The 13,369-nt window shown below is 46.2% G+C and carries 7 protein-coding genes; all 7 read right to left on the bottom strand.

Annotated elements, in window-relative coordinates; translation table 11 throughout:
- Positions 1-381 precede the first annotated feature (381 nt).
- Positions 382-2,352 (bottom strand): S-layer homology domain-containing protein, encoded by a 1,971-nt coding sequence (locus tag FZD51_RS16335; protein WP_148975727.1) that lies wholly within the window; start codon positions 2,350-2,352, stop codon positions 382-384.
- Positions 2,353-2,492: 140 nt separating this feature from the next.
- On the bottom strand, positions 2,493-3,500 hold the full coding sequence (locus tag FZD51_RS16330; protein ID WP_148975726.1) for a C40 family peptidase: 1,008 nt from the start codon (positions 3,498-3,500) through the stop codon (positions 2,493-2,495).
- 198 nt (positions 3,501-3,698) lie between these two features.
- Entirely contained in the window at positions 3,699-5,621 is a 1,923-nt protein-coding gene (locus FZD51_RS16325) for a S8 family peptidase (RefSeq protein WP_148975725.1), read from the bottom strand.
- Positions 5,622-5,793: 172 nt separating this feature from the next.
- Complete coding sequence (locus tag FZD51_RS16320; protein WP_148975724.1) at positions 5,794-7,185, bottom strand: N-acetylmuramoyl-L-alanine amidase; 1,392 nt, start codon at positions 7,183-7,185, stop codon at positions 5,794-5,796.
- Between the two features lie 310 nt (positions 7,186-7,495).
- Entirely contained in the window at positions 7,496-11,896 is a 4,401-nt protein-coding gene (locus FZD51_RS16315; protein ID WP_148975723.1) for a S8 family serine peptidase, read from the bottom strand.
- A gap of 269 nt (positions 11,897-12,165) precedes the next feature.
- Positions 12,166-12,297 carry a hypothetical protein gene (locus FZD51_RS26680; protein WP_022544488.1) on the bottom strand — a complete coding sequence of 44 codons (132 nt, stop codon included), beginning with the start codon at positions 12,295-12,297 and terminating at the stop codon, positions 12,166-12,168.
- 62 nt (positions 12,298-12,359) lie between these two features.
- Positions 12,360-13,238 carry a helix-turn-helix domain-containing protein gene (locus tag FZD51_RS16310; protein ID WP_148975722.1) on the bottom strand — a complete coding sequence of 293 codons (879 nt, stop codon included), beginning with the start codon at positions 13,236-13,238 and terminating at the stop codon, positions 12,360-12,362.
- Positions 13,239-13,369 lie beyond the last annotated feature (131 nt).

The raw sequence follows: 13,369 nt of genomic DNA, 5'->3' as shown, positions 1-13,369 counted from the left end.
CACAGCTACTAATTGAATTATCGGCAGATTTCATTCTGGGTTTAGTATATTTTAGTTCGAATTAACTATATTTCAAAAGAGTTGGCTAATAGATTTTGTCCGCCCTTTTGGAACGGCAAAAAGCGGTGCTGTAAACCAGCTTGCCACTTCCAGCCGGTTTACAGCCGCTATTTTCCGGGAAAAAGAATCTTAGCCGGGGCTGGGATTCCTCCGAGTAAGGCCAACGTGTTCCCCGCTTCCGGCATTTTCTCATTTTCCCATAAAAAAACCGGCTGCAGCGATTTCGAATCAGCTGCAGCCGGCAAACCTTACAGGGGGATTAATAGTAAGTATCCCCATACTTCTTTCTTTTATTCAATGATGCTGTGATTCTTCTAAAAATTATTTCGCAATTGGCATCAGTTTAATGTACTGAGCCGATACATAGGCTTCTGCAATTGTATTGTGATCGGAAATGATTCTGCTCCATCCATTGCTCGTGCGCTCGACTACAATCGGCATGCCTGCGTTTTTGTACGTATATTGCAGGTTCAATGCTGAAACCTCAGGTGTGCTGCGCACATTCAAGCCCGAAGTTGTTGTTTCGCTGATCTGATAGAATCCAAAATCTTTCTTTCCTAAATAACTGTCCACCCTGTACATATGCCCGGCGATCTTCTGGCCCCAGAATGGATCTGATGCATATTTCACATTAAAGCCTCGGGATTTGTTTCCTGTGGCACCGCCGTTAGCGTAAGCGCCGAGCGGGTTAATGTAGTTCTTGTTCAGATATCTTGTTGCCAGGGCATCGATTGCCTCTGCCGGTGCAGCAAATTTCTCTGCCTCATTCAGGTTGCTGTCATATGCTTTTAACCCAAACAGATTGTTTCTTTCCTGTGAAAGTCTGCTCATGCCGTAATCACTTTCGTGCATAGCCATCGAAAGGATCAGCAGGCCGTTGATCCTATGCTTTGCTTCGGCTGCTTTGATGGCAGCGCCAAGCCCTTTGATTTTGCTGAGGGATGCTGCATCCTTATAGCGTACAAAGGCTGCAGGATTGCTTCTGTATAAAGTCTCCAATTCACCGAGCTTCATATCGATATAACGATTCAGCTCATCAGCCGTATAATTGGTTGTTGTTCTCGCAGGGAGATAGTTAAAGTACTGATAAGCTGTCCCGATCGTTTGTCCGGTTGTATTTGTAAATGTACCTCCATCCCAGCTGTAGTACTTGTTCCCGGCTGTAAGGAATGAAGGAGCCTTGCCCATGGAATATGAAGCATAGGTATTGGTTGAAGGCGTGTAGATGGAATGAACCAGCTCACCATTCACATTGACAGAATAATAGTTTCTGCCGGCTACCTGCTGATTGGGAATAAGATAAGCTTCGGTGTGCTTTACATATGCAGTCATCCCCGCAATGATCACTTTTACATAGTTTTCATTAGAATCTACATACTTCATTTCCTGCTGGGCAGGGACATAGGTAATATTATTCTTAAAGCTTGAATCGCTGTATATATTGGTTAAAGCGCTGCCCACCGGCGGCCTGGAAATGACAAGTCCCGCTGACATTTTGACGATCTGTTCATTCAGCGTCACCACCTGGCTTGAGCTTGATACAGCCTTATTGGCCGCATCAAAGGTTGAATAAGAACGGTTTCCCGGCTGAAGGTTTCCGCCCGAATCGATTGTCGACACCCGGAATGCGCCTGAATCCGGCTCTTCTCCGCCAGGGCCTTCGCCTACAAAGGACTCAGCTGTCTTGATCATCCTATATATAAAGGCTGCTGCCTCTGCGCGGGTAGCTGACTTTTGCGGAAGAAAGCGGAAGCTTCCATCACCATTCGGCACGCCCTTTATAATCTGGTCATATACGTTCCTCGCTACTGCCTGCCTGAAGCTTTTATTGATCTGGCCGGCATCTGTAAAACTTAAAGGAGCCTCAGTTCTGTCCACATTCAAGTAGATAAGCGACCTGTCAATCATGACCGCCATTTGCTCTCTCGTGACCGGATCATTCGGCCCGAATTTTCCATTGGCATATCCTGTCACAATTCCTGCAGCACCTGCGCTGTTGATTCCCGGCGCCAGACTTGAGGATAGAGGCACATCCGCAAACGACACAGGTCCTACAGGAAGCTTCAAGGCACGTGCTACAAACGCAGCAAACTGCCCCCTTGTCACCATCTCGCCCGGTTTATATACTCCGTCTCCAAATCCGTTGATAATGCCTTCACTTACCATTGCACGCATTTCGGTCTCCAAAGTAATCCCTGAGATGTCATCGTTGGCAAATGCTGACTGCCCGGTAAAGGAAAACAGGCTGACTGCCAGCATAAGAGCGAAAAGCATGCTGAATATGTTCTTCATTTTTCTCCCCCTAAGATTTTACAAGATTCCCTCTTATTCTACCAAAACTACCATGGCAAAATGAACATGAAATTCAAGTTTCCGGAAAAAAAGCAAGAAAAAAACCAGGAGCCTGGGACTATCCTCCTGGTTTGCATGAATTATCTGGAATTATTCATAGAGTTGTAGATTGCCGCTGAAAAGACGGCTCTTGTTGCGTTGCTCGACGAACGGTATTGGCTGCCGCCAAAGATGGAAGTCGTATCTATCTGGTGCATGACCATGATGGCATTGAATGCCCAGTAGCCAGGACTAACATCTGAATAGACGGTGCTTGCGGCTGTGACACCTTTATTTTTGAGATTGAAGGCCCGCTGAATGATGACGGCCATCTCTGCACGTGTCATATTGCTGTTTGGACGGAATGTGCCGTCGGCAAAGCCGGTGATGATTCCGGATTCTCTTATGGCTGCAATATCGTTGGCAAATTGATAGTTTGGCGATACATCTTTAAAACCATTCAAGTTGGACGCATCCTTTTTCAGCACCCTGTTGATGATGGCTGCAGCCTGTCCTCTTGTTACCGGGTTCTCCGGAAGGAAGGTTGAATTCTCAAAGCCTTTAATGATGTTCTGGCTGCTGAGCGCATTGACTGCTGCATATGCAGGATGATCGGCACTAAGATCTGTATACTGCTGTGATGCAGATGCAGTTGCTGCTGCAACAACCCTTTTCGCACCTGCGAATTTGGGTCCCCAATAGGTACTGCTTAAAGAATCAATCTTGATGCCGCTGCTCGTTGTTGCACTGATGAACTGATTGTCGCCTATGTAAATGCCTGAATGGGTGATTCCTGCTTTATCATATGTTTTTTCAAAAAAGACCAGATCCCCTACTGCCAGATCAGACTTGGAAACCGGAGTGCCGGCATTATACTGATCAGCCGATACACGCGGGAGAGTAATGCCCACTTTTCCGAAAACATAGAAGAGGAATCCTGAACAGTCAAAACCGCTTGGAGCAGTGCCGCCATATTTATATGGAACACCAAGATTGTCTTTTGCTATAGCTGCGATCTGTTCCTGCTGTGACGATGCAAACGCTGATGATACAGGCAGGATAGCAAAAACCATCACTGCAATGAGTAGTTTTGACAATAACCGTTTCATTTTTTCACCTCTGGGCAATTTTTCATAAATAATAGCGAAATATGAATTTTATAGGCTTATTTTATCAGATAATTCCGGACTATTACTTTACGATTATGTTACAAATGGATTTCATGGGAATATCTGACGAGAAAGGAGGGTATAAATGTAAGTTGGCATATTTGAACATAAAAAAAGACGGGCATAAAGCCCGTCTTTTTATCTCAAAGCCTTATTTTCCGCCCTTGCCAGGAATACGGCATAGGAGGAGCGGAGCATCTTTTCTCCCGGCTTGAATGTACCATCAGGATATCCTTCTGAAATATGCGCTCCGGCAATTTTCAGGATTTCCTTTGAACCGGCTATGCTTGGGCTCACATCTGAAAATGAGACATTTGAAGCCTCAGGCAGTTTATAGCCTCTCGCTATCAAAATGGCCATTTCTGCGCGTGTCACCGGCTCATTCGGCCTGAATGTCCCGTCTTTGAACCCGGTCAATATCCCGCTGGCTGCGGCTCCTTCAATATAGCCAGAAGCAAAACTGGCAGAAGGAACATCCTTAAATCTGGTAGCCTTCTGTGCGCCTTCAATGCCCAGCGCCCTTCCAATCATTGCAACAGCTTCGGCCCTGGTTACAAGCTTTCCGGGACCTATCATTTTTTCCTGATAGCCGTTCAATATACCTTCCCTGTTGAGGTAAATTAAGTGCCTGCTGTACCAAAGTGAATTTGTAATGTCCTTGAAGTAAGGCGAAGCAATCTCTGCAGAGACAAGCGTGCTTCTGTCCAGTTTCTCTTCCTTCCCGTTCAGGGGCACAATCATGTAAGGGACCTGCCCTTTTACACCATAGTCCTCAAATACCGGCTCTGCGGCCCCTTCTGCGATCAGTCCGCCGAAACGGTATACATTATAGGACTTGAATTCCTTCAGGACATTTTGCATATCCAGTGAAATTTTCCCGCTGCTGTCTGTCCTGGCAGAGACTGGTATCGGATCTACCTTTGCTGTGTCTGCCTGAACGAGTCCGTATCCGTAAAGATGGTCTTTGCCCTGAGTGCCAAGGTCCTTGGCATTTGTCTGCAGAAGCTTCCTGATCTGCTTATTCGTGTAGCCGGGATATTTTTGCATATACAGTGCTGCCATTCCGGCTGCGAAAGGGGATGCCATTGATGTCCCGGTCATATATCCATACCCTTGAGGCGTTGTGCTGTAAATAGAGCTGCCCGGTGCGGCAAGCTCTATTTCCGCACCGCTGGATGAGGATGGCACCCTTACATTCGCTTTATTGACCGCCGCTACGGCAATGACACTCGGGAACTTGCCTGGATATTCAACCGTATTCATATCACCGCTCCTCCCCGAATTCCCGGCAGCAGCTATGATCAGAATTCCTTTTTCATAAGCTTTATCGATCATGGTCCTGATCCCTACATCATCATATGGCGTTGTAAGGCTCAAATTAATGATATCCATATCGTTTTTGATGGCCCATTCCAGTCCGGCCATGACCGTGGATGATGTACCGTCCCCTCTGCGGTCCAGGGCCTTGACCGCATATAATTGTGCATCAGGGGCAACACCGACTATGCCGATCTCATTGTCCAGGGCACCGATGATGCCTGCCACATGGGTTCCATGCCCGTTCTCATCCTTATAGGAATCCTTGCAGGCCAGTGGATTATAATCAAGATCCAGTACACAGGCACCCCCAGCGATGGAAAGATCCTCATGCTCAGCAGCACCGGAATCGATAATGGCAATCTTTACGCCTTTGCCCGTCAGGCCGGCCGGCTGCATGGCCGTACGATTTATATTCCCGTGCGCCCAGGGAATCACCTGTCCGCCCGCCTGTACCTTCTGATCCATAACGAGGCCGGCAAGCTTACCGGAGAGGCGCAGCACTTCTGCCGAGGCGGCAGGCAGCTTAACAGCCGCGGCATGGATCAGTCCATATTCCCGCGTTACTTCCCCGCCTGCCGACTCAATCAGCTTTTCATTGATCTCCCCATTAAAAAACGCGATGTAATTAGCCTCCTGTTTCTCCGGGCCGGCTTTTGCAGCAGGGCTGCCATTACTCATGACCGGAAATAGGATATTGCTTATCAACAACATAACTGCCGCAGGCATCAGCCATTTCTTCATAGTCAAGACTCCGTTCTGCTAGATTCACGAAAGCGGGGACCGGCTTAGCAAGCTGCCGAATCGCTATCATTCTTACATTCTATCATTATCTTATATAAAGGCTGAACTATAAAACAAAAGGAGCTTAATCAGCTCCTGTTGTTGTTTATATTCTATAGAGTCGGGGTAAATATCAGATACTATAGTAAGAGGACACATTGTATCCTTTTTGCTTATAATAGTCTAAAATCCCGAAATAAATCGCCTCTGCCGCTTTTTGGCGCCATGCAGCTGACTTGAGTTTTTCATTGTCTTTTTTGTTGTCAATGAAACCGAGCTCAACTAGCACTGCAGGCATGCTGTTTTCACGGATCACGTGGAAGTTTCCGTGTTTAACGCCTCTGTCATAGAGTTTCCAGGCGTCAAGCAGCCTGTTTTGGACTGCTGCTGCCAGTGCCTTGCTTTCAGCTGTATTCGGATTCGTTGCAGCCGAATTATAATAATAGGTTTCGGTTCCGTTGGCTGTTCCATTGAATGCATTTGCATGCACACTCAGGAATATATTCGCTTTAGCAGCCTTGGCAAATTCCACCCTTTTCTGCAGGGAGATAAATACATCGGTTTCCCTTGTCAGCTTTACATCAAACGGCGTCCTGCTCAACAGGCTCTTTACCTTCAAAGAGGTGTCCAGCACAACATTCTTTTCCAGGATGCCAAAACCGCCTGCACCCGGATCAGATCCGCCGTGGCCAGGATCAATTACAATTGTCTGCAGCGCTGCCGGATCGTTATTTACCTCTCCGGGCTTATACCCGCCATCCAGGTATGCACCATGTACCAGCCCTTCAGCAGAGCCGGACTTTATGTACACCCAGTCTCCTACATTATAAGCAGCTTGTACGGTTGTTCCCTGTGCTAAAGAATCTACCTTGGGATAATCTGTGTTCGGCCCTGTCCGTACATTCAGGGAATCTGCGTTTACCGTAAGTTCACCTGTAAATGAAACACTTGTGCCGATCCTAAGCTTGTAATCTACCGATCTGGCGAGGAATACGGAAAAATCCGCCCTTTTAATATTGGAATCATATCCAAAATTCGTTGGTGAAATCCCCTGGGCTATCCCCCTGGCCATCAGTGCATTTGCTGCACCGCCCGTACTGTTTTCCCCGTATTGGAACGCACGGCTGATCAGCAGTGCCATTTCTCCCCGTGTCACCGGCTTGCCCGGCTTGAAGGAGCCATCGGAGTATCCTGAGATGATCCCTTTATCTACAGCTGATTGAATATATCCAGAAGCAAACGACTGACTGTTGACATCTTTAAATTGTGTGACTCTTTTCGCTCCATTAAGGTTTAAAGCCCTCCCAAGCATCGCCGCCGCTTCTGCGCGGGTTACCTCCTTGTTGGGGCTGAAATATCCGTCTGAGCTTCCCGTGACAATATTACCTTGAGCCAAGTACATGATTTCCTTGTAGGCTCTATAATCAGCTCCTACGTCCTTAAAGGATCCAGCTGCTTCAGATGTTGTGCCAAAGAACGGCAGCATCATCAAAGCCAGCAAAATCACACAAAAAAATTTCTTCATTATCTAGCTTGCTCCTTTCGCCATTTTCCTACATTTTAACACACTGGAAGCTGTACCTGTATAATCCATTTTGTCTATAAACATGAAATTTTGTAATAAAATATTTCCAATTTCTTTATTTTGTGTCTTTTTCTACTATATTAAGAACCTTTTTTATGAGTCTATTGATTCTGGCTGTGAAAATATAAGGGTATTAAGAATTACCCTTTCTATTATGAAAAACTAAAAAAGCATCAGTTCCCGGGACCAGGAGCTGATGCTTTTTCATTTTACATTTTCATTTCAATTCGATGTCAAAGATTTTGCGTTATTAGATCTCATCCAGCAGGGAAAGCTGCCTGTACAGCATAACTGCAGCTTCCGCCCTTGTTGTGTCCGCTTTCGGAGCAAAGGTTCCGTCGGCTGTTCCTTTTACAATGCCAAGGGCCGCTGCCTGGGATACTGCTTCCCGCAGGCCTGGGCTCACTGTACTTTGATCCTTGAATTTCTTTTCGGAGGATACGCCGTCCAAAAGATCTTCATTCAGGTAGCGGATGGACCTAACGATCATGGCGGCCATCTGCTCACGCGTTATTTCCTCTCCCGGATTATACTTTCCTTTCAAATCGCCCTGTACAATGCCTGCACGGCTCGCAGCCTCAATATGGAGCACACTCCATGATTGCTTGGCCGTTACATCCGGGAAGACACCCTTGTAGGATTCTGTCGGTATATTCAATGCCCTTACAAGCAATACGGCAAACTCTGCCCTTGTCAGCTTATCGCCCGGAGCAAATCTGTCTGCCGTCTTCCCTCCTGTAATGGAGCGGGAAGCCAGCACCTCGATTTCATCCTTTGCCCAATGCGTCTTGATATCGCTGAATGTTTTGCTGTATTCCAATACTGCATACTTGGAGAAGTGATTCACCGAAAATGTTACTGAATCCCCTTCAGCCTTGCCGCCTGTGTATTCCCATTTGTTCTGCTGTTCATTCAGATAATAGGCGGCAGCCTTCCGCTTGTCATTCAATTCGGCCCCTTTGATTGAAAGGCTAACTGACACCGGCTCGCTGAAGCCTGTCAGATAGCGTTCCTTGCCATCTTTCATGTAGATGATCTTTAAATCATACACATCCGAAATTCTCCGCTGTCCTTTATCTGCAGCCGGAAGCTCGGAATTTTTCGGCTGAAGCTCTGAAATACTGAACTTGATCTCTCCTGATGAAAGTCCTGCTGCCTCTTTTAGAACCTTGGCCGGAATGGTGATGCTGGCATTACCTGTGGCCACTGTAAGAGACTTGTTTTTGTCTGCTATCTTCTTAATCGTTTCAGGCTTTACAACTGCCTGGAAGGAAGAAGCATCCTTCTGTGAAGATGAGAGATCAATAGTGACAGATGATTTAAGAGGATCATTGATAGCGGCAAGAATTTTACCTTCATCAACTGTCAGGGTTGCCGTGCTTCCTTCAAGCTTCAAGTCGCCCTGGCTGTTTCCAGCAGGAGGTGCCGGTGGTGTTCCGCCCCCGCCTCCAGGGCTGCCTGGATTACCAGGGTCTGGATCTCCTGGATCACCCGGGTCGCCTGGGTCCTCACTGTCTTCTTCAGCCTCGAACTCTTTTTCTACTGCGTTTCCTGCATAGTCAAAGGCAGCTACAATGATTTCCTGGCCTGCTTCCAGGCTGTCTGGAAGGGTGTACTCTACTGTATCGCCCGGCAGTCCGGGAGTTTCTTCTGTTGTAAAAAGCGTTTCTCCATCAATGAATATATCAATATAGGCAATGCCGCTTCCTTCCGCGTCATCTTCTGCCTTGAATGTTAATTTCTGTCCGCTGTAGCTCGCTTCTATTTGCGGTTTTGTATTATCAATCTTGACCGGAATTTTGAAGCTTTGGAAGTCTGCTCCCGGATAATCAATTTTTGCCTTGATTTCGTAGAAATAGTCTCCCTCAGCGATTTTGTTATTTACTTTTCCATCCCAGCTTCTCGCAGGGTCAAGAGAGTATTGCGGACTGCTGCCGCTATCATAATAATTTTTCGTAATATTATTTTCTGTTCTCAGTTTCCTCAGCAGCTTGCCCTCATCATCCAGAATATTGAATTCTGCTGTTTTGGCATTTCTCAGGAATGATAAAACAGGGATTGCCTGTTCCTGTATTCCGTCTGAATTGGGAGAAAAGGCAATGGACTCAGGGAGGGTTGCCTTTGTGAATGCATTATAGCCAAGATAGCCATACTCCCCATCCATCACGGTTACCATTCCTGCCATTTTATAAAAACTATCTGCCTCCCATACAAATCCGTCCAGGATCGGAGGGGCAGTCCAGTCTCCCTTAAAGCCTGTATAAGGGACAGTCAGCGGAGGATTTTGATCTTCCGTATCTGTAAAAGTTACAAATCCTTCAGCAAAATACCCGTTTGCGAAGATTTCTTCCGGCGAAACTGTGTTTGTTCCGTCCTCACTCAGTACTTTAGCTTCTGAAAGGTCGATGTCCACTTTGATATCTTTGGATGAATTTGCCGGCACCGTGATTACTGGTGCCTCTTCTCCATTGATCGCCACTTTTGCCCCCTGGAGTTCCTGTGCTTCCAGCTGGCCTGGCTGTACACCCAGATAGCCTTCTACAGCCAGATCTGTCTGGGCATTGACCTTAACCTGGTATACTGCAGCAGCATCTGAGTAGTTAGTGGCTTTAAGCGTAAAGGAAATAGAATCGGCTGAAATTTCCTTCAATGCCACTTTCGCCTCATTTGTCGATGATTCTGTTACTACAACAGGAGTGTGCAAGGCTGCATTCAGCTGCATCATGCCTGCTCCCTGGCGGCGCGGCGAATAGAAATTATTCTGGGCAAGCTTGCTCTGCGCTGGGCCTTGATCCACAATCGGCTTTGCCGTATTCATAAGAAGGTTCTTGGCGAAAGCTGCCCGCTCGTACCCAGTCAGGCTGAATTCCTTGTCCACTCTCTCGAGGATAAGGGCTGAACCGCCGGCAACATGAGGCGCTGCCATGGATGTACCACTCATCATTCCGTATTGATTATTATTCAATGTAGAGTAGATCTGTCCGCCGGGAGCTGTGATTTCCGGTTTGAAATCAAGATTGGGCGTAAGCCCCCATGAAGAGAAATCACTCATTTTCCCCGATTCCGGGTTCGCTACCTTGGCACTTCCCCCATTAAAGGAAACTTTCACTTCCTCACCGCTGTCAAGGGCTGTTTTCAGCATTTCCCCATCCTGCATCTGCATCTCTATCTGAGGGATTACAATCGCACTGTCAGTGGCCATTCCAATCATTCCATCGGTATGATTGTAGATAATGACTCCGACTGCTCCAGCTGCCTGTGCGTTCAGGGCCTTATCTACAAAGCTGATTTCTCCGCGCTGGATCAGTGCGAATTTCCCTTCAAGATCAGCAGCCCGGGTTTCTTCCGGCTTGCCGAGTCCTGCATCGGCCACTGAAAACTCTTCTTTATCCAATGCACTTGGATGGACGCTTCCTGCCGACAAAAACGGAAGCAGGCTTTCTTTTTCCCCGATTGAAACAGAAGCAGCTTCAAGATCCATAAAAGAGTTCTCTGAAGAAGCAACCTGAAGGGAATCATAGGATACTCCCGGAGCTCCGGATACACCGATATCAGGATTTGAAGCATAAGGATTGTTTTCAAACCCGTAGCCAAAATGGGCAGAGTTGCCGCCTGAAATAGCTACAAGGACACCGCTGTCTACTGCCCTTTTCACAGCCATCTGCTCAGGGTCATCAGCAGAAACAAACCCTGCCGTTGAGCCAAGGCTCAGGTTCAGGACATCTGCCCCCAGCTTGATGGCATCATCCATAGCTCTTATATAGATATCTCCGTAAGTTGACTGAAATTCAGGGTCATTTCCGAACACCTTCAAGGCCAAAAGCTGGGCCTCTGGCGCGACTCCCTTAATTCCGCCATTCTCCTCATCCCCATTTGCCCCTACTGTACCTGCCACATGCATTCCGTGCATGCTCGCATCAGGTCCAAGATCAAGGATTGTATCGTTATCATCCATATAGTTATAGCCATACGGGACTTTATCTGTATAAAACTTGCCCGGAAGCTGATTGGCTGAGATAAGGCTGTCTGTATCAGCCTGTGATAATTCTGCTGTGGAGCTGTCCGTCAGCACCATATCTTTATGATCCGGGTCAATGCCGGTATCAATGACGCCGACAATCATGCCTTCACCTTTGACTCCGTATTCCCTCCATGCTTCCTGAGCCTGGATAAATTCCTTGCTGTAAAGCATCTCCGGCTTTTCTTCCGGGCGTTCATATTCATTGACGATATGTACTTTCGCCACATTCTTTAATTTTCCGATGGCTTCCATGTCGCCATATTTCACTTCGGCGCTGAAGCCGTTGACAATCGTTGTAAAGCTATTGAGATATTTGATTGCGACTTTTTTGGATTTGATTTCATTTTTAACCGCGCTTTGCGCAGTCACCGCATCTTTTTGAAGCTTATTTTTAACAGTTGGTGCTAAGTCACCGAATTTCACGCCGCTTCTGCGCGCGTATTCTATCGCTGGTTCATCATCAAGCTCGACCAGTACACGGACCTTTTCATCCGGCTTATATTGCTTGTCCAGCATCAATTTCTGCTGAACCGTTTTAGCTGAAGCCTTTGCAGGAGCAGCCGCTCCCATCGCCCCGGTTGCAAAAAGAAGGAGCATGATCATCAAAATAGAAAAGCATTTCTTTATCACTGTCTTCCCCCCATGTTCTTTTACTATTTTTCCAGACTAATATCCCTTCTTTATTTGTCAGAATAGTAGATTATTGTTAATGTACCAATATTTTAAAGAAATGTAAATGTCAGCATAGGGGTCGAAAGTACTGTTTGATGGTGAGTAAGGTATTGTTTATTCAGGATTTTTTTCATAGAAGGGGGCTCACTGCAGAGAGGTGGGAGAGAGGAGAAAGTGCCGGTCAAAAGGAAAAAGCGACAGGCAGAAGCCTGTCACTCTGTTTTAAATTAATGCTGTGGTGGAAGGCCTGTTGTTGTTACTCCTCCGCCAGGCGTTACAGATGTATCAACTAATCCTAATCCAAACACTCCAGTTACAAGTGCACTTGCAAGAGTAAGGCCAGCAATAAATTTTTTCATACCGGAATTCCTCCTATCCTTTTTATATTGTAAGCATATTCCTGTTGTTACATATTATGTTATCATTTTTTTAATAACAATGCCATTTCATTATTAACCAAATCTATGAATTTTTCATTTCGCTGTATGAAGAAGACCGTTTTTGAGCTTTCGATAAACTCAATCCCTTTATCTTCTTCCCCAATTTTGAAGTAATTTTCTCCGCTTTGATAATTGAGTTCACCAAGCAGATACATGGTCTCCGATTCAATGCACATATCAATGCCCCTGTTGCTGTAGACAAGTGATTCATGATATTTGCCCATCTCCGACAGTGTCTGAGACAATCCGTAAAGTACACGAATTTTGATTTGGCTGTTTTTAATAAAAGGCAGGCTCTCAAGGCGGCCGTATGCTTTATAATATGTTTCATACGCTTCGTGAAAGCGCTGTTCCTCGTAATAAATAACGCCGATGCTGTTCAGGATTTCAATTTCCCTTTCTGTCCAGACATTGGTGTCCACCTTCGTAAGGTCGATGGCCTCCCATAATACATCGATCGCTTGCTGCACATTCCCTGAATTATAATAAATCGAAATACCTTCATGCCATTTTAAAAATTGAAGATGAAAAGGCGTTTGAAACAGGGGATTGTTCATCTCCCTTTCTACTATCAGCCCGATGGATTTATACTCCCTGTTCCGGATATACTTTCGGATTATCTGCTGTACGGCTTCTATGTAGGTAGATGAGGTAGATTCGCTCACATCAAAGAAAATATTGATCTTCAAGCCCATCTTCTCCCCCAGCTTTTCCAGGATGTCCACGGACGGATATGACTTTCCTTCCTCGATTTCTTTTACTGCCTGCGGAGGACAAATATTCGCTGCCAGCTCCTCATGCGAAAGATTAGCCGCTTTTCTCAAACGATGCAATGTTCTGCCGATACTCCCAAGATCCATTTTCGGGCCTCCATTCCAGGAATGTATTTGGTTACTAGATAACTATTCTGTGCTTGTTTTGAAAATCCTTCTTTTTTATTGGTGACAGGCACCTCCCGGAATTTGTCGAATTATATATGTTGTTTTTTTTC

It is taken from the genome of Bacillus infantis (genome assembly GCF_008180445.1).
Taxonomy (GTDB): Bacteria; Bacillota; Bacilli; order Bacillales; family Cytobacillaceae; genus Bacillus_AB; species Bacillus_AB infantis_B.
Note: the sequence above shows the minus strand (reverse complement) of the source record. Positions and strands in the feature narration are given on the sequence as shown.